The organism is Bradyrhizobium sp. AZCC 2289, from assembly GCF_036924615.1.
Taxonomy (GTDB): Bacteria; Pseudomonadota; Alphaproteobacteria; order Rhizobiales; family Xanthobacteraceae; genus Bradyrhizobium.
The window spans coordinates 2,462,535-2,480,892 of the sequence record NZ_JAZHRY010000001.1 but is presented as its reverse complement, the minus strand read 5'-3'; the positions used below and the strand labels follow the sequence as shown (position 1 = coordinate 2,480,892).

The 18,358-nt window shown below is 60.7% G+C and carries 17 protein-coding genes; 9 read left to right on the top strand and 8 right to left on the bottom strand.

Going from position 1 to position 18,358, the window contains the following annotated elements; genetic code table 11:
- Positions 1–226: 226 nt before the first annotated feature.
- Positions 227–2,053, bottom strand: coding sequence for a sensor histidine kinase (locus V1289_RS12085; protein WP_334397169.1), 1,827 nt, complete (start codon positions 2,051–2,053; stop codon positions 227–229).
- A gap of 217 nt (positions 2,054–2,270) precedes the next feature.
- A complete protein-coding gene (locus tag V1289_RS12080) occupies positions 2,271–2,666 on the bottom strand; it encodes a hypothetical protein (protein ID WP_334397168.1) in 396 nt (131 codons plus the stop codon).
- A gap of 459 nt (positions 2,667–3,125) precedes the next feature.
- On the opposite strand from V1289_RS12080, the gene cax reads away from it, so the two are divergent.
- The 3 genes from cax (at position 3,126) to V1289_RS12065 (ending at position 5,192) form a co-directional block, all read left to right on the top strand.
- Positions 3,126–4,229 (top strand): calcium/proton exchanger, encoded by a 1,104-nt coding sequence (gene cax, locus V1289_RS12075; protein WP_334397167.1) that lies wholly within the window; start codon positions 3,126–3,128, stop codon positions 4,227–4,229.
- Between the two features lie 16 nt (positions 4,230–4,245).
- Entirely contained in the window at positions 4,246–4,758 is a 513-nt protein-coding gene (locus tag V1289_RS12070) for a DUF1269 domain-containing protein (protein WP_074270941.1), read from the top strand.
- Positions 4,759–4,880: 122 nt separating this feature from the next.
- The gene (locus tag V1289_RS12065; protein ID WP_334397166.1) at positions 4,881–5,192 is read left to right on the top strand and encodes a hypothetical protein; all 312 of its coding nucleotides are present in this window, start codon (positions 4,881–4,883) and stop codon (positions 5,190–5,192) included.
- A gap of 26 nt (positions 5,193–5,218) precedes the next feature.
- Here the strand turns inward: V1289_RS12065 and V1289_RS12060 are convergent, their stop codons facing one another.
- On the bottom strand, positions 5,219–5,740 hold the full coding sequence (locus V1289_RS12060; protein ID WP_334397165.1) for a GNAT family N-acetyltransferase: 522 nt from the start codon (positions 5,738–5,740) through the stop codon (positions 5,219–5,221).
- 158 nt (positions 5,741–5,898) lie between these two features.
- On the opposite strand from V1289_RS12060, the gene V1289_RS12055 reads away from it, so the two are divergent.
- From V1289_RS12055 to fabI, 5 genes are all read left to right on the top strand, one after another.
- The gene (locus V1289_RS12055; RefSeq protein WP_334397164.1) at positions 5,899–6,981 is read left to right on the top strand and encodes an AI-2E family transporter; all 1,083 of its coding nucleotides are present in this window, start codon (positions 5,899–5,901) and stop codon (positions 6,979–6,981) included.
- A 77-nt stretch (positions 6,982–7,058) separates the two neighbouring features.
- Positions 7,059–9,287, top strand: a complete 2,229-nt coding sequence (locus V1289_RS12050) for a DUF3141 domain-containing protein (protein WP_334397163.1) — start codon at positions 7,059–7,061, stop codon at positions 9,285–9,287.
- A 29-nt stretch (positions 9,288–9,316) separates the two neighbouring features.
- Entirely contained in the window at positions 9,317–10,279 is a 963-nt protein-coding gene (locus V1289_RS12045; RefSeq protein ID WP_334397162.1) for a phosphate acetyltransferase, read from the top strand.
- A gap of 5 nt (positions 10,280–10,284) precedes the next feature.
- On the top strand, positions 10,285–11,499 hold the full coding sequence (locus V1289_RS12040) for an acetate/propionate family kinase (protein WP_334397161.1): 1,215 nt from the start codon (positions 10,285–10,287) through the stop codon (positions 11,497–11,499).
- Positions 11,496–12,284, top strand: a complete 789-nt coding sequence (gene fabI / locus V1289_RS12035) for an enoyl-ACP reductase FabI (RefSeq protein ID WP_334397160.1) — start codon at positions 11,496–11,498, stop codon at positions 12,282–12,284. Before V1289_RS12040 ends, fabI begins: the two co-directional genes overlap by 4 nt.
- Before the next feature lie 29 nt (positions 12,285–12,313).
- On the opposite strand, the gene V1289_RS12030 is transcribed toward fabI, so the two are convergent.
- The 5 genes from V1289_RS12030 to V1289_RS12010 form a co-directional block, all read right to left on the bottom strand.
- Positions 12,314–12,772, bottom strand: coding sequence for a MaoC family dehydratase (locus tag V1289_RS12030; RefSeq protein ID WP_334397159.1), 459 nt, complete (start codon positions 12,770–12,772; stop codon positions 12,314–12,316).
- A 13-nt stretch (positions 12,773–12,785) separates the two neighbouring features.
- Entirely contained in the window at positions 12,786–13,436 is a 651-nt protein-coding gene (locus tag V1289_RS12025) for a 3-oxoacid CoA-transferase subunit B (RefSeq protein ID WP_334397158.1), read from the bottom strand.
- 3 nt (positions 13,437–13,439) lie between these two features.
- Entirely contained in the window at positions 13,440–14,087 is a 648-nt protein-coding gene (locus V1289_RS12020) for a CoA transferase subunit A (protein ID WP_334397157.1), read from the bottom strand.
- Between the two features lie 101 nt (positions 14,088–14,188).
- Complete coding sequence (locus V1289_RS12015) at positions 14,189–14,791, bottom strand: hypothetical protein (RefSeq protein WP_334397156.1); 603 nt, start codon at positions 14,789–14,791, stop codon at positions 14,189–14,191.
- Positions 14,788–15,714: an alpha/beta fold hydrolase gene (locus V1289_RS12010; RefSeq protein WP_074270931.1), complete on the bottom strand. Its 927-nt coding sequence runs from the start codon at positions 15,712–15,714 to the stop codon at positions 14,788–14,790. Before V1289_RS12010 ends, V1289_RS12015 begins: the two co-directional genes overlap by 4 nt.
- Before the next feature lie 129 nt (positions 15,715–15,843).
- Here V1289_RS12010 and V1289_RS12005 point away from each other — a divergent pair, with 129 nt between their 5' ends.
- Entirely contained in the window at positions 15,844–18,351 is a 2,508-nt protein-coding gene (locus V1289_RS12005) for an alpha/beta hydrolase (protein WP_334397155.1), read from the top strand.
- Positions 18,352–18,358: the final 7 nt, after the last annotated feature.

The following is an 18,358-nucleotide window of genomic DNA, read 5'->3' as shown; positions in this document are numbered from 1 at the left end:
GCGCAGTTCCGTCTTTGGGTCACGCCGGTCGATTGCTTGCGCGGCTTGCCGAGCCGTAGCTCGCGGGCCGAGCAGCCCGCCTCGCCAAGAGGCTCCGGCGCGGCAGCCTTCACTCGCTTCGCGAGCGAAGGCTGGCGGGCCCGGCAGTGCTGACGGCTTGCAGAGAAATCAAGCACCTATCATTTCTTGAGACAATCGGAACTCCCGATGTTTCCTGATGTTTGTCTCAGTTCATTGTCTCGCTTGCCCCTGACGGCGCGGCAAGCGGCAGTCTCATGCGAAACGCCGCGCCGCGTCCCGCCAGGTTCTCTGCCGACAGCCGTCCGCCGTGGGCTTCGACGATGGTTCGCGCAATCGACAAGCCCATGCCCATGCCTTGGGGTTTTGTCGTGAAAAACGGCTCGAACACCTCCTTGAGTTTCTCAACGGGAATGCCCGGACCGACATCCGAAACAGAGAGCTCGGCAGAATTGCCGTCACGTGCAGTCGTGACGGTAATCCTGCGTTCAGCGCTAGGCATGCCTGACATCGCATCCATAGCGTTGACGATCAGATTCAGGATGACCTGCTGAAGTTGAATTAGATCACCTTTGACGGGAAGTGGCGTCGGTGCAATGAAATTGGTCAAGCCAACTTCCCGCGCAATCGCCAGCGCCGAAAGAAACTGCATGGTCTCGCGCACAACATCGTTGAGATCAATATGTTTGGGCTCAAATGGTGCCTTCTTCAGCAGGCTCCGCAATCGGCCAATGACTTCGCTGGCGCGCGCGTCATCCCGGCGTATGTCGGCGAGGATTTCCCCGATCTCCTGCAGATCGGGGGTCGGAGATTTGATCATGATTTCAGCTGTTTCGATGTTGGTCAGAATAGCGCCCAGCGGCTGGTTGATCTCGTGCGCGATCGTGGCGGTAAGTTCACCAGCCGTGGAAAAGCGGTTCATGTGGGCCAGTTCCGCCGAGCGTTGCCGCGATTGAACTTCGGCATAGAGGCGCCGCCGGCGCTGATACAACAGGCCGGAGATCAGCACGCCCTGCAGCAGGAACACCGCGCACATCAAGGCGATCTGCCAGCGATATTGCTGCCACACCGTCGGCTCGCGAAAACGAACCATACTGCCGGCGGGAAGCCGATCCTCGCTGACGTTCCAATGCTGAAGTTCCCGCCAGTCGTACTGCGGTACCCCAATGGCCACCGGTTGCATTTTGAGGTCACCTGGGGATTCGCCGCTCAGGATGCGAACAGCGGCTTGTGCCATCCGTCGTCCTACTTCCTCGCTGGAGAGCATCGGCCCGCCAACGATGCCCGACCCGAGGTAGCTGTCAATATAGCTGAAGATGGGCGCGTTGGTAGCCTCTCTAAGTTTCGGTAGAACCAGATCCCGGTCCAGCGGAACGCCGGCTGCGTCGACACGAAGGTCCACGTAGAATGCGGCAGAGTGCGGCGGCAGTTGCGATATGCGTTTCAACATATCTTCAAATCGCAGGTCATTGAACCATTCGAATGATATTCTGTCCGTGAAGGGCTGCGATGTACGGCGGAACTCCTCCGTCCAGAACCTCTCAAGGGGAGACGCACCAACAACCCATGCGATGTGGGTCGTGTCCGGGAGAACTTCCAAAATATTTTCGATCCACTTCCTGAAGTCCAGCGTCACCGGGACCGGTGCATCAAGCGAAGTGAGCGTGCCGTAGTTGATGGCTCGCTGCTCCGGCCCACCGATGACCAGTGGGATGGAGGGGAAGAACTGCGCCCGGTATTTCTGAACAAAAAAAGCAGCCGGCGCGCCAATCGTCACAATCAGGTCGAGCTTTCGCGTGCCGAAAAGAGCCGCCAGATAATCGACGATCGGGCCTTGCTCGTCCGGTTGTTGAAATCGTGCCCCTTCGAGCGAGGCTTCATAGAGATCGATCTTGTCTGGCGATTGCTTGAAGAGTTCCTCTCGGAAATGTCCTGCAAAGAAGGCCCAGGGTACAAATTGCGGACCGAACGAGTGCAACAGCAGCACGCGCTTCGGCTCTGCCGCAGCAGCGCTGATCGTGGAAAAAATCAGCATTATTAGAATAAGCCAACCCCGCGTCGAGCATGCCATGGCTCACGGTCCGCAATCACGCCTGTGCCAGAATGACGGTAATGTGCCACGGTGCGATGCTGACAGCCATCATTATCATTGCGCCGCAGGTGCATTCAGGGCGACGAGCGCCGACGGACTTTTTGTGTTACGATAGGGTAAAATAACAAAGAGGCAGCTCGAACAGCTGCCTCTTTCACTTCTACTGGCAGGGGTGCTGCAAGCCGTCGTCGAGGCGTACCATGGTGCGGGGCCGGCAGACAAAGCCATTGCGCGTCGCGTAGTCCTGCACGGGGTAGCCGTAAGCCGCGTAAGGACCACCGGAATAATAGCCCGCTCCACCATAGTAGGGTGCGGCAGCGATCGCGCCGGCCGTCCCGATCACGGCGGCACCTGCGATCCCAGCGCCGTACACAGCCCGCCGTGTCTGGCGGCGCGCGACACCCGCGACGCTCACGGGTGTCAGCGGGCGGCCGACCCGTGCCTGGGCGCTCTCGACTGACAGTGAGATGCCGCCTTGTTCAGACCAAGCGAAGGACAACAATACCGCACACGCGAAGGAAGAAGCTGCAAGGGCAGCCTTTGTGGCATATCTCATCGGCTTTCTCCATTTGCAAAGAACACCATGTGCATCCTACTTGCATCTCAACGGAGAGTTTGGGTGTTTCAGCCATGGTAAATCCTCATGTCCAAGCGACAGGCGTTCAGACAATCGGGGAGGCAGCCAGGGGATAACGTCGCCTGTACGGCCTCAGATCTCGTCAAATCAACGAAGGCACCCGTTGATCTAGATCAACGTGAGTTGCGCAGTGGAGACTTGTCCTACGTTCAATGTCCGCTGAGCGGTCAATGTCTTCTCAACGAGGACCCGACGGCCGAGTGATTGCCAGGAAGCTGCCATGCGTCGTGTTGCAGGTTTTGCCCACACTATTCCCGATGAACGCGCGTTAGGTGCAAAACCGTGACCGGCGGTTCATTCCTCGTCCAGTCCGCGTGGGTGACCTCAAGCGTGAACTCGCTCATCTCTGACGACGGTCAAGAAGGAGGCGCCAACACCATGAACCCTCTGCTAACGGAAATCCGACACACCCCGTTACTCTGGACGCTGATATTTGTGCCAGTCGTGCTGGTCGCAGCAAGGATCGTGCCCGAGGCTCACACGCTCCTGTTTGTGCTGGCAGTCCTCGCAATCGTTCCGCTTGCCGCCCTTCTCAGTCATGCAACCGAAGCCGTCTCCGCAAAGACGGGTGACGCGGTAGGCGGGTTGCTGAATGCGACGCTTGGGAATCTGACGGAGTTGATCATTGCGGTGACGGCGCTCCGTGCCGGAGAGTACATGTTGGTGAAGGCGTCGATTGCCGGCGCCATCGTTACCAACACGCTCTTCATGCTGGGAGCGTCGTTTCTGTTGGGTGGCCTCCGGTACCACGTTCAGGAATACAATCGCGCCGGGGGAAGGATGTATTCGGCGTTGCTGTTGATGGCTACGATTGCGCTCCTCGCTCCGGCGGCGGTCTCCGAACTGGATGTGACGCGAGGCGAGGCGATGGCTCAGAAACTCAGCGCCGGCCTCGCAATATTGCTTATCGTGGCCTACGGATTGAGCCTGCTGTTCTCGCTAAAGACGCACAAGGAACTCTTTGCGAGCGAAGAGCATGGCGAGACGGAGGAGGCCAAGTGGCCGATCGGCCTCGCGGTCGGCACGCTCCTCGTTGTCACGGTGTTGGTGGCACTGGTAAGCGAAATTTTCGTTGAGTCCGTGCAAAAGGCGGCCGAGACGTTGGGGATGAGCCCGGCTTTCGTCGGCTTCATCATCGTCGCACTCGTCGGCGCCGCGGCCGAGATGGCGGTAGCATTTTCCGCTGCGCGCAAGAACCGCCTGGACATGAGCGTCAGCATCGCGCTCGGAAGCGCTTCCCAGATCGCGCTGTTCGTCGCACCGGTACTTGTGCTCCTCAGCTACGTCATCGGGCCCAAGCCGATGGATCTGCAGTTCTGGCCGGGCGCAGTGACGATGGTGATGATCGCCACCGTCACGGCCACCTTCGTCACGAACAGCGGTCGTTCGGCATGGTTCATTGGCGCTTTACTTGTGTTCATCTACGCAATATTCGCCATGACGCTCTATATGGTTCCGCCGGGATCGCACGGACCGGTGTGATAAAGGAGGACTGCAAATGAGTGATCTCGTCGTGATCGCGTTTCCTACGGAGGCGAAGGCGGAGGAGGTTCGTCAGAAATTGCTGGCAATGCAGAAGGAGTATCTCATCGAGTTGGGCGATGCGGCGATTGCGGTGAAGGACATCCAGGGACGCATCAAGCTAAATCAATTGATCAACACCACGGCTGCTGGTGCGGTCTCGGGCACCTTTTGGGGAACCCTTATTGGCCTGATCTTTTTAATGCCGTTGGCCGGAGCGGTCCTCGGGGCAGCGTCTGGCACGCTTGGCGGATATTTGACAGATGTCGGTATCGACGACAAATGGATGAAAGAAACCGCTGCTGCCATCCAGCCCGGAACGGCAGCGCTCTTCGTGCTGGTGCGGAAGGTCACCGCAGACAAAGTGCTTGAGGGGCTCAAGGGAGAGGGTGGTACGGTACTAAAAACGTCTCTCGACCATACCAAGGAAGCGGCCTTGCAGGCGGCCCTGGCAGGGGTCCAGGCGGCCGTTCCTTCACCGCCATCGTGAGTGCATCGTTCAGTACGAGGCACCTGCGGACGCCCCGGCTGTTTGGAGGTTATTCCTGCCCAACGCTTACACGCGTCGGTAAACGGCGTTGAAGGCTCAAGATTGGGATAAGGGGCGTCACTGTGTACCAGTTTGAGGCCAACGAAAACAGGCGCGACATGCGACTGTACTTCTACAGCTGTTCCGTTACGTTTTTTGCCCTTATCTTATGTGCGCCACAGAGCGCGATGGCGCAAACTCTTGCGCCGTTCCGCTATGAAGCCCAGGCGCAACGCCATTGTCCCGTGGACACTGTCGTCTGGCTCGATTTCAGAAGCGGACGCTATTACCTGAAAGGTCAGAGGCGCTACGCGTCGGGACATACCGGCAGCTTCGTCTGCAGGAATGAAGCGCGCGATAGCGGTTACCGTCGCTCGCTGCTGGGCCTGAGGTAGGCTTATGCAAGCATTCCGGAGCGGTCCTACGTGAGCTCCAGCACCAGATGCACTGTCTGGGGGTCTCGGCGCGTGGCGGGCTTGAAGCCGAACTTTCCAAATACCTTTAACATCGCGGCGTTTTCGGGCAGAACGTCTGCCGTCAATTCCTGCAGTCGGGCATCGCTCGCGATCTTGACGAGATGACGCATCAGGATCGAGCCGATGCCGCGTCCCTGCCAGGTATCGACGACGACAAATGCCATCTCGGCCCGTCCCGGCTCGAAAACAATGTACCGGCCGCCCCCGACGATGACCTTGCGGCCGGCTTCCTCCGCGACCGCGACAATCGCGACATGGTTCTTGAAATCGATATTCATGAAGAAGGCGCGCTCCTTGTCCGAGAAGTGGCGCTTCATGACGAAGAAGCGGCGCTGCAGCGACTGCGCGCTGGCCTTTCCGACGGCAGCGAGCATGTCAGCCTCATCCTCCGGCCGAAGAGCGCGGATATCGATTTGGCTGCCGTCGCTGAGAAGCTCGCGCGCGGTGTAGTTGGTGGCCTCGGACATGGGGCCTCATATGCGGACAACGAGGCGTCGGCCTCGATCGGCGCCTGCCGATGAAGCCTGGGCCGGCTTGCGGTCGCTTGATCTGGATCAAGACTACTGCGCGAGAGGGGCAGGTAGCCTGACGGACAGCATGCCCGCTCTCAGATGAAGGCGCTCCCTTGAAAACCCTTCGCCAGTACTTGCCGGGAGACGACGTTATCCAGCTCATGATCCGGCTTGGATTGCTCGCTTTCCTGATCTACTGGACGTTCGTTCTGATCCGTCCCTTTGTACCGATCCTGGCCTGGAGCATCGTCCTCGCCGTCGCGCTCAATCCTGTCTTCGGTCTTCTTGCGAGGCTGCTCGGCGGTCGCCCGAGGCTCGCGGCGGCAATCCTCACCGCCGTCAATCTCGGGATCGTCATCGGGCCGGCCACCTGGCTCGGGTTGAGCGCGGTAGACGGGGTAAGGGACCTCGCCGAAAAACTCAGTGCTGGCGATCTGATAGTTCCTTCACCACCAGGCCAAGTCAAGAATTGGCCGCTTGTCGGTCCGCAGCTTTACGAGATCTGGAATCAAGCATCCAACAACATTCGAGCAGTCTTGCGCGAGGTTGCTCCTCATCTGAAGCCCTTGGCGGGCATTATGCTCACCCTTGCGGGCAATGCCGGCCTGGGAACACTCAAGTTCCTTTTGTCTGTCGCGTTGGCCGGCTTTCTCTTTTCCCGCGGGCCGCAACTCGTGGCGGCGGGCAGGGGTTTCCTGTCCCGGGTAGTGCCCGAGCAGAGCGAACATTTTCTGGAACTGGCAGGAGCGACCATCCGCGCGGTATCCCAGGGCGTCATCGGCGTCGCAATTATCCAGTCCTTGCTGGCCGGTATCGGGTTCAAGCTGGCAGATGTTCCCGGCGCCGGCCTGTTGGCCTTCGCGGTCATGATCCTGACGATCGTGCAGATCGGCGCCGCAATCGTCCTGCTTCCCGTGATCATCTGGATCTGGGTGGACAAGGATTTCACCACGGCGCTCCTGCTGACATTGTATCTGGGCATCGTCGGCATACTCGACAACATCCTGAAACCGCTCGTCATGGGGCGCGGCCTGACGACGCCCACACTCGTGATCTTCATCGGGGTGATCGGAGGAACGCTCGCGCACGGAATCATTGGTCTTTTTATCGGACCGATCATTCTCTCCCTGGCCTGGGAACTGGCGGTGGCCTGGATACGCACCGATCGCGCCGGCGCGAGGCCATTGCCGGACTGACTGTCGAACGTTGACCTAAGTCAACGTTCGACTCCGCGGGGCACCTTGAATGAATTACACGACAGTGAGGTCGAGACATGTCTATGAACAATGCAACGTTGCCGGGCGGACCGATGTCAGGGCTTGTCGCTTCGGCCGTAGAGTACATGATGGATGCGGGCCAGCGGAGTGTCCTGTTCCTGGATGTCATGCGTCGGCGCGGCGACCAGTATCGGGAACACATTGCCCAAACCGCGCCGCATGTCCTGCAGTATGCCGCCGAGTTGATCGTCGATGGCCGCAAGCTGGATGAGCCGGTAAATTATGCGCTCGTGCGCATCATTCCTCCCAAAGATGTCGAAATTGATCTCAACCGACGCCCCTTCATCGTGGTCGATCCGCGCGCCGGGCATGGTCCGGGAATCGGCGGTTTCAAGGCGGACAGCGAAATCGGTGTCGCGATGAAAGCAGGCCATCCCTGCTATTTCATCGGCTTCCTGCCGGAACCGATGCCTGGACAGACCATCGAACGCATCGCGCGCGCCGAAGCGGTGTTCATCGAGAAAGTCATCAGCCGCCATCCGCAAGCCGACGGCAAGCCTTGCGTGATTGGAAACTGCCAGGCCGGCTGGGCCGTCATGATCCTGGCGTCGCTGAGGCCGGAACTGTTCGGACCGATCATCGTCGCTGGCGCACCGCTTGCCTATTGGGCGGGTGTGCATGGCAAATACCCGATGCGCTATTCCGGTGGCCTGTTGGGAGGAAGCTGGCTGACTGCGCTGACCAGTGATCTTGGGGGAGGCAAGTTCGACGGCGCCTGGCTGGTGCAAAATTTCGAGAACCAGAATCCGTCGAACACGCTGTGGACCAAGCAGTACAACGTCTACTCAAAGGTCGATACCGAGGCCGAACGATACCTCGAATTCGAACGCTGGTGGGGCGGACATGTCAACCTGAATGCCGAGGAGATTCAGTTCATCGTCGACGAACTCTTCGTCGGCAACAACCTCGCCGCCGGCCGGATCAAGATGTCTGACGGTCAGACGGTCGATCTGCGCAATATCAGATCGCCGATCCTGGTATTCTGCTCCAAGGGCGACAACATCACGCCACCGCAGCAGGCGCTGGACTGGATCCTCGACCTCTACGCCGACGTTGATGAAATCAGGGCCTACGGGCAGACGATTGTCTACACGGTTCATGAAAGCGTCGGCCATCTCGGCATCTTCGTTTCCGGCGGCATCGCCAAAAAGGAACATGCGGAATTCTCCAGCAACATCGACCTGATCGACGTATTGCCGCCCGGCCTCTATGAGGCGACTTTCGAGGCCAAGGACGCGGATACCACGAATGCCGATCTCGCCGTCGGGCAGTGGGTGATGCGCTGCGAGGCCCGGACGCTGGATGACATCCGCGCCATGGGCGGCAATTCGCCGGAGGATGAACGGCGGTTTGCGGCCGCCAAGCGCGTGTCCGAGATCAATCTCGCCGCTTACCAGAAGTTCCTCCAGCCCTGGATCAAGGGCTTGGTGACGCCGCAGATGGCGGAGTCGATGCGCAATCTGCATCCGCTACGGCTTCAATACGAGCTTTTCAGCAGCCGCAATCCCTTCATGCCCGCGGTGGAGTCGCTGGCGGAGAAGGTGAGCGAGGATCGCAAACCTGTCTCGAAGGACAATCCGTTCATGGCGTTCCAGGAGCAGGTCTCCAAGCAGATCGTTCATGCGCTCGACGGCTGGCGCGATTCGCAGGAGGCGCTCAGCGAAGCGATCTTCCTTGCCGTCTACGGCTCGGCGGCGGTTCAGGCGGCCGTCGGAATCGATCCGCAGTCGGTACCGTCGCGCCGGCGGGAAATGTCGGCCCAGCACCGCGAGATGCTGCAGGCACGGATCGCCGAGTTGAAGTCCAGGATCGGCGAGGGAGGTCTTCGGGAAGCGGCCGTTCGCGGCCTGCTGTATGTCGGGTCCGCCCGGGGGATGGTGGACGAGCGCAGCCTTGAAGCGCTGCGTAACCTTCGTCGCAACGACACCGGCGCGCGGCTGACGCTGTCCGAGTTCAAGATGCTGGTCCGCGAGCAGTTCTTCATGTTGCTGCTGGATCGGGAAACTGCATTGGCCGCCATTCCGAAACTGTTGCCCGACAACGCCGATGATCGCCGTACTGCCTTTGCTGCGATCCGCGAAGTGTTGTCCGCCAGCGCCGCGATATCGGGCGAGGTCGCGAACCGTCTGCAACGCGTCGCGGAGCTGTTTGGCGTGGATGCTGAGGGATCCTCGGAGAGGGCTTCGAACGTCGCCCCTTTCGATCCCAAGGCGAAGGCGTCGTAACGCCGGTTGGAAGGATTGGGAGTGAAACGATGTCAGCCGAGACACGCCAAGCGGGAACGCCCAGCAAATATGACCGCTTGATCGCGGCGGCCAAGGCTGTTCCGCCGGTGCCGACGATTGTCGTGCACCCCTGCGACGAAACCTCGCTGCATGGTGTCGTGGACAGCGCGGCGGCCGGTATCATCCGGCCGGTGCTGGTCGGACCGGAGGCAAAGATCAGGAGTACGGCAAGCCGGTTTGGGCTCGATATCTCAGGCTTCGAGATCGTCGATGCAGCACATAGCGAGGAGGCAGCCGCAAAGGGCGTAGAGCTCATTCACGCTGCCAAGGGCGAAATGCTCATGAAGGGCAGCCTGCACACCGACGAATTGATGCGGAGCGTCACCGCGAAGGTGGGCGGCTTGCGGACCGACCGGCGGATCAGCCATGTGTTCGTGATGGACGTGCCCGCCTATGCCGAGACCCTGTTTGTCACGGACGCGGCCATCAACATCTTTCCCGATCTCGATGCCAAGCGGGACATTATCCAGAACGCCATCGATCTCTACACGCAAGCCGGCTTCGGCAGGTTACCGCGTGTGGCGATCCTGTCGGCGGTCGAAACCGTCACCTCCAAGATCCCATCCACGATCGAGGCGGCGGCGCTCTGCAAGATGGCCGATCGCGGGCAGATTACAGGCGGCATGCTTGACGGACCGCTGGCCTTCGACAATGCGATCGATGTGGAGGCGGCACGGATCAAGGGAATCAAGTCAGAGGTTGCCGGCCGGGCGCAGATCCTGCTCGTTCCCGACCTCGAGGCCGGCAATATGCTGGCGAAGAATCTAGCCTACTTCGCCAAGGCGGATGGTGCCGGCATCGTGCTCGGCGCCCGGGTGCCCGTCGTTCTGACGTCGCGCGCTGACTCGGCGCGCGCACGGATGGCGTCCTGCGCGGTGGCGGGGCTCTATGCCCATGCAAGACGTCAGCATGCTCCAACGGTTGCCGCGTGATCGCCATGGATACGATCCTTGTCGTCAATGCAGGCTCCTCAAGCGTCAAGTTCCAGGTCTTTTCGATTGAGGGAGAGGGGAAGCTACGCCGGCTGATCAAGGGCCAGATGGATGGCATTGGCAGCCGTCCTCGTCTGCGCGCGAGTGGTGCGGACAGCGATCCGCTGGCCGACCGCGCCTATCCGATCGAATCGGTCCCGGACATTCCGGCCGCGATGGGTATCGCCGGCGCATGGCTGCGGGACGAGCTTCGCATCAACCCGATGGCTGTCGGACATCGCGTCGTTCATGGCGGTCCGGATTATGACCGGCCGGTGCTGATCGACCATGGCGTCGTCGCCAGGCTGGAGCGGTTCGTCGCGCTGGCCCCGCTTCATCAGCCGCATAACCTGGCCCCGATCCGCTCGCTTCTGGCCAATTTTCCGACTCTTCCGCAGGTGGCCTGCTTCGACACCGCGTTTCACCGTACGCATGACGCGGTCGCGGACTACTATGCGATCCCGCATCAGCTTCATGCCGAAGGCGTGCGGCGTTACGGATTTCACGGTCTCTCGTACGAATATATCGCGAAGACCTTGCCGCAGATCGCACCCGAAGCCGCAAAGGGGCGGGTGATCGTCGCGCATCTCGGTAGCGGCGCTTCCATGTGCGCGCTGAAGCAAGGACGCAGCGCCGAGAGCACCATGGGCTTCACCGCCCTCGACGGACTTCCCATGGGAACGCGCCCGGGGCAAATCGACCCCGGCGTCGTGCTCTATCTCATCTCCGAAAAGGGAATGTCGGCATCCAACGTGCAGAATTTCCTCTATCGCGACTGCGGATTGAAAGGCCTCTCCGGTGTCAGTAACGATATGCGCGAGCTGGAGGCGAGCAAGGATCCCAAGGCGAAACTGGCGATCGATTATTTCGTCTACCGGATCGGGCTCAACGCCGGCATGCTGGCGGCCGCGTTGCAGGGCCTCGACGCCTTCGTCTTTACAGCCGGTATCGGGGAAAACTCGGTGGGCGTGCGGGCTCGCATCGCCGATCAGCTGGCATGGCTCGGCGTTGCGCTCGATCCGGCCGAGAATTCTCGCCACGCGCGCCTGATATCGCGTTCCGACAGCCGTATTCCGGTCTACGTCATACCGACCGACGAGGAACTGATGATCGCGCAGCATACATTGTCGCTGCTGTTGAACAGGCCATCGTCCAGTGCCAGACATGAGAGGGTGTCATGATCCCCGTATTCCCCGATACCAAGGTCGCGCTGAAGGGCAAGAAGGGCCTGATCGTCGGCATCGCCAACGATCAATCGATCGCCTGGGGATGCGCCAAGGCCTTTCGCGCGCTTGGCGCCGATCTCGCCGTCACCTATCTGAACGATCGCGCTAAAAAACATGTCGAGCCGCTCGCACAGGCGTTGGAGGCACCGATCTTCATGCCAATGGATGTCATGGTCGAGGGTCAGACGGAGCAGGTGTTCGAACGGATCGGGAAAGAATGGGGGCAGCTCGATTTCCTGCTGCACTCGATCGCGTTCTCTCCGAAGGAGGCGCTGCATGGACGCGTGGTGGACGTAGGCCGTGACGGCTTCCTCAAGACCATGGATGTCTCATGCTGGTCGTTCATGCGGATGGCCCATCTGGCCGAACCGTTGATGAAGAATGGCGGAACCATATTCACCATGACCTATTATGGCAGCCAGATGGTGGTGGAGAACTACAACGTGATGGGCGTGGCAAAAGCTGCGCTTGAAGCGGCCGTCCGGTACGTGGCTGCAGAACTGGGCCCGAAAGGCATCCGCGTTCACGCGATCTCGCCCGGGCCGCTCGCCACGCGCGCGGCGTCGGGGATCCCCGAATTCGACGAGCTGATGGACAAGGCGCAATCGAAGGCGCCGGCGCGCAGTCTCGTCAGCATCGACGACGTCGGTAAAGCAACCGCGTTTCTGGCGCTCGACGGCGCCAAGCTCATCACCGGAAGCGTCCTCTACATCGACGGCGGCTATCACATCATCGATTGAGCGCGCTTGGCGCGCTCCGGCGCACCGCTTTAGCGATAGTGCAGGGCGATCAGTTCGGCGACGCAAGCCGGGCGCTTGCCGCCCTCGATCTCGATCACGAGATGATAGTTTACGCGCAAGCCATCTGGCGGCACGTCCTCCGCTTCTGATATCGTGACGCGGCCGCGCAGCCTTGAGCCCGCCGGAACCGGCGCCAGATACCGTATCCTGTCCGCACCGTAGTTCAGGGTATTGCGCAAGCCCTTCAAACCGATCACCGATCGAATGAAGAGCGGCGCGAGCGCGAGCGACAACAGCCCGTGGGCGATGGTGGTGCCGCCGGGCAACTCCTGCTTCGCGCGCTCTTGGTCGACATGAATCCACTGCTCGTCACAGGTCGCTTCGGCGAAGAGGTTGATCCGCCCCTGCGAGACCTCGATCCAGTCGCTCGCGCCAATCTCTGTGCCGACGGCGGATTTGATCTCTTTGAAGTCGCTGAATATCCGCATGTGCGTTACCCGGTCAGATCTTCATTTCGGGGACGGTGTCGGGAATGACGAGCTCCGCTTCCGTTACGGCCATAACCTCGGCGATGCTGACGCTCGGCGCGGTTTCCAGCAGGGTCGCCCTACCGTCGAGGAACGCGATGACAGCCATGTCCGTCACGACCAGGCTCACCGGCCTTGTCGATGTGAGCGGCAGGGTGCATTTGGCGACGATCTTTGATTTGCCCTTCGCGGCGTGCTGCATGGCGACGATAACCCGTTTGGCGCCGCTGACGAGATCCATCGCTCCGCCCATTCCTGGGACCATTTTGCCGGGAATCATCCAGTTGGCGAGATGTCCATGCCCGTCGACCTGCAGGCCGCCCAGGACGGTCACATCGACATGGCCGCCGCGGATCAATCCGAAGGACATCGCGCTGTCGAAGGTGCTGGCACCCGGCAGGGCGCTGATCGGTCGGCCGCCCGCATCGGTCAGAAGCGGATGAGCCAACCCTTGCTCCGGTATCGGTCCCGTGCCGATCAATCCGTTTTCCGACTGGAAGAACACCTTGAGCTCAGGCGGAACATAGTTGGCGACCAGCGTCGGAATGCCGATCCCCAGGTTTACGAGGTCGCCGGTATGGAGCTCCTGTGCGACACGCCGGGCGATGATTGTCTGTGCATCCATGGTTCACCCGTTCGTAATGAGGTAGTCGACGAGCGGCGCCGGGGTCACGACGTGGTCGGGTGCAATGACGCCCACAGGCACGATGTGTTCCGCCGTCACGATCACGGTGTCGGCGGCCATCGCCATGATGGGATTGAAGTTGCGTGCGGTCAGCGCGTAGGTGAGGTTGCCGAGGTAATCTGCCAGAAAGGCGTGAACCAGGGCGAACTTCGCCCGCAGCGCGGTTTCGAGCAGAAATGTCGTTCCGGCTACCTCGATCTGGCGCTTGCCTTCGGCAACCAGGGTGCCGACGCCGGTCGGCGTGAGCACCCCTCCGAGACCGCAACCACCGGCACGAATGCGCTCGACAAAGGTCCCCTGGGGTACGAGATCGACGGCGACCTGGTTGGCCAGCATCTGCTGCTGCGCCTTCGGATTGAGGCCGATGTGGGTTGCGGTCAGGCGCGATACGAGAGTCGCGTCGAACAGCTTGCCAACGCCTTTCCCGGGTACGGCAGCGTCGTTGCTGATCACCGAAAGGTCGGTCTTTCTCTGTCTGACGACTTCGTCGAGCAGGCGTTCCGGTGTTCCGACACCCATGAATCCGCCAACCATGATGCTCGAACCGGGCGGGATCATCGCAACGGCTTCTTCAACGGAAACGGCCCTCATGACTGAAACTCCAGCCAGTAAGCGATCAATGAAAGGGCGGACGTGACTGACATGTTGATGAAGCCCTTCAGCGCTCCTTTGATCTGCATCAAGGCTTCCCACTATTCCGTGCGAGGGATGGTAATGCCGACTCCTTCGAGCGCTTCGGCCCATAGCTTGCCAATCTCGGCGTGACGCCTTTCAAGGGCTGCGCTCACGGCGTTGCGAAACGGCGCGAGTTCCGGGCCCTTCAGGAAGAGGATTTGCGCCTGCAGCAGGCGGCCGCTCTCGAACTCGATGCGGCGCAGCGCCATCACAAAGGGATCGTCGGCGTTGGCTTCCACCGGGAGCAACGCGGCCGGCCGGATGCCGGCATGCACGGCATGCGCGAGCGTCGCGAGGCCGGCTGCCACCGCCAAGCTCCGATCCGGGATCCCTTCCATCGGCGCTGGAAACCATGCCGTCTCCCAGGACGCAGCCATATAGCCCAGGGTGAGGTCCGGCACCCACGAGGTTGCGCGCAGCAGCAGGGAAATGATTTCGCTCTCACGATGGAGCTGCGCGTTCAATTCGGTTTGCCAGGCGGGATCGAGCTTCATCGGCAGGGTGAACGCGAACTGCCTCGCCAATGCGCCGTGGGCCGAGATCAGGAACGCTGCGACGCGCGTCTGCTGGCGCGGGGGCACGCGGCATTGGGAATCCAGTGGTCCGAAAAATTCGCTCATGGATTCATTCCCTGCGTGGGAATGGCGCGCAGATGATCGTAGCCGGCTGGAAACGGAGCTAGCGCGCCGCCGGCTTCTTCCGGGGCGATCCACACGGCCTTGTTGCCTTGCCAGCGACCGGCAAGAACGTCTTCGGCGAAGCGCGCCAGCAGGTCTGCCGTGAGAGCCGGTTTCTCAAGGGTGAAGGCGTGATAGGCACGTGGAATGATCACGAGCGAACTGTTGGGAATGTGGACGCGCAAGGTTTCGTGCAGGGCGCGTGGCGTCAGAAAGTCGAACTCGCCGTTCAGGATCATGGTCGGCACGCCGATTGAAGCGAGCTGCGGCGTCAGCGGCTCGAAATCAAGGAAGGATTCCATCAGGTTCTGCAGGGCGTAGACGTCGTTGACCAGCCAACCCTGGCGCTTCACGCTGTCGAGCTTGTCCAGCAACGGCTTCAGCCATTGATCCGATAGATTCATCGGCAGCAGCAGATCCTGCAGATAGCTGGTGCCGCCGAGGATCAGCCCGGTGCGCATGGCGTTGCCGAGCAGAAGGAGTTGCGGCGAGAGCTCCGCGAAGCAACTCATCGGCACCAGTCCGGAAAGCCGCTTGCCATGCGTAATGGCATAACGAAGCGCGATCAGGCCACCGAAGCTGATACCGCTGAGAAAGACGGGGCCGTCCCCGAGCTCGCCGATCAGCAGATCAAGCGCTGCAACCTGGTCGTCCTGATTGATGAACAGCGCCGGCTTGTCGGAAGTGCCCTGGCCAAGCAGATCGAATGTTGCGACGCGAAATTGTTTGGCGACCAGCGCGTCGCGATAGGCCGCCCACAGCTCGGCATATTGCGTGAGCCCGTTCACCAGGACATACGCGGGGCCGATGGCGGGACCGTCGAGCTCGTAGCGGATTCGGTACGATCCGTGGCTGAGGAAAGGCATCCCGGCGGTCCAGCGATAATTGGCGCTGATATCGTTGCCCGCACCGTCGGGATTCCCTTGAGTTAGATCAAAGGACGGGTCGTCATCACACCTAGCCTTCGGCCAAGGAATTGTCGGGAGGAATTCGCCATGATTGGAAGACAAGCTATTAGGCGATGCTTCATCAGCCTGTTGTTGCTTTTGATCGGCACCTCGCTCGCTATCGCACAGCCGTTCACGCGGCGCTCATCGCAGATGCAGCATGACGGTTTGAAGAAAACTTACGAGATCGCTGACTTCCGCCTCGGCGGCAAGTACGACCTCGCAGATCCCTCCAAGTGGGAAAATGGTGGTGAGGGTGGAACGACCCTGGAATCGCTCGGTGCCGGCAAGCTGCGGACGGCCTACATCGCAATCGGCACGCCGCGCCGCAACGCGGCAGGCGAAATCACCAACGCCGTGATCATCAACTCGTATTACTCAGGCGATTCCACTGACATGTACGAGCAATGGGTCAAGGGTACCGCGCTGTCGGGCGGTGTGCCCGTGATCGGTTCGGGCAGGCCGATCGATACCGACCGCTACTACGTCATCATGGTCGATCCGCTCGGGACCTGGGGCGCCAGCAAGCCATCCGACGGGCTTGGCATCAAGTTTCCGCAGTACAGCTATTACGACATGGTGCAGGCGAACTATCGCATGCTGCGTGATCATCTGAAGGTCGCGCGGGCAGCGTTGATCACCGGTGTCTCGATGGGCGGCACGCAGACCTATGTCTGGGGCGTGATGCATCCGGAATTCATGGGCGCGCTGATGCCGATCGGCGGTACGACGCAATCGGACGCCGAGGATCCGGTCGGCAACTGGACCTTCCAGATGATGACCGCCGCAATCGAGTCCGATCCGGTGTGGCAGGCCACCAAGGGGGACTACTACAAACTAGCCAAGGAAAAACATCCCGTGCCAGGCGTTGCCTTCGGCTGGTCGGTGCTCGGCCTGACCGGCTATGATTTTGCGTTTCGCACCACCCAGAGCTTCGCTTCGGTGCAGCCGGAAGTCTTCTACTGGGATCCGCCGAACGAGAAGGCCGGTCTCAACGTGACCAATCGCGCCAAGATTTACGACGCGGTCGATCTCGTGTGGCGCAACCGGGTCGGCGAGACCCATAACGTCAATCCCTATCTCGGCCGCATCCAGGCCCGCACTATGGTGATGCACATCACCAATGACCTGTGGCTGAACTTCAAGCTGGCCGAGCGCGCGGTCGACCGCGTGCCGGGAGCGCAGTTGATTGCCGAGGAAAGCCCGGTCGCCCACTACGGCGTGTTCTCGATCGTCAACCACCGGAAGAACGATCCGAAGTTCGTCGCGTTCATGGACGACGTTGCGAGCCTCGACCGCGCGCAGCAGTTCGTGGACAAGAACTATCGTGTGCCCGCCGTGGCCGCGAACATCGATCCGGCGAAGTCGTTCTGGAAGGAGTTTGTGACCTATCCCTATCCGGTCAAATACGCGACCGCGAAGGACAGCCGCGGCACGTCCTGGCAGATCGGCTACATGGATGAATATGCCGGCACGGACAAGGATCCGAAGGTTCTGGTCATCATCCATGGCAAGGGGGCGTTCGGCGGGCACTACGGCAACATCATGCAGTACGCCCTGCGCAGCGGCCTGCGCGTGATCGTGCCCGACCTGCCGCATTACGGTATGTCCGGGCCCGGCAATCTCGACAAGAGCCCGGCTCGCACCATGCAGGACATGCGCGAAGTCGTGTATGATCTCGTGGTCAACCAACTCGGCGTCAAGAAGGCAGTCTATCTGGGCCACTCGCTCGGCGGCCAGTTGGTCCTCGGTTACGCCTTGACCTGGCCTGATGCGGTGCAAGCGCTGGCGCTCGAGGCGCCCGCCGGTCTCGAGGAATATCCGCGCGAGATCGCCATTTCCAAGGACAAGAAGCTGCCCCTGTTCGACGCTTCCTTCGCTCGCGACTTCGACAAATGGAAGCAGACCTGGGATCAGACCGGCATCCTCGCCTCGGAAATCGCCCGTTCCGAGCAGAACATCCGCGACTTCTACTATTTCAAGAAGCGAGATCCAGTGACCGGTGTCGTAGCTGCTTCCAAGAGCGGCTATTTCATGAACGACAGCGAGTATGCCAATTTTCATACGGACCAGCGCGTCGGGCTGACCAAGGGTAATCCGAAGGAACTCGAGCAGTGGTCCAACGTCTTCATTTTCGACATCTACACCATGGTGGCGGAGCTTCAGCAGGACGATCCGAAGAACCTTTACGAACGGCTTACCCAGATCAAGGTCCCGATCTTCGTCGCCTTCGGTGACAAGGAGCCGTTCATTCCGGGTACCGCCTTCAATGGTCTGACCGACCTCGGACGCGATATCATTACGCCGTTCATGACCCGCATGACGAATGCAGGTAACCGGCCGATCCTGAAGATCTATCCGGACACCGGGCATTTCATCCACACCGACAACCCGGTGGAGTATCCCGTCGACGTCGTGGACTTCGTGACCAAGGGAACGATCGACACCAGCTCACCGCTGGCGATTGATCGCATGATCCGCGGGGCTGTCGTATCGGCACTTCCGGTGGCGCCGACGCCGCCCGGCGCGTCGCCTACGGCCGGCCTGAACAAATAGGACCGCC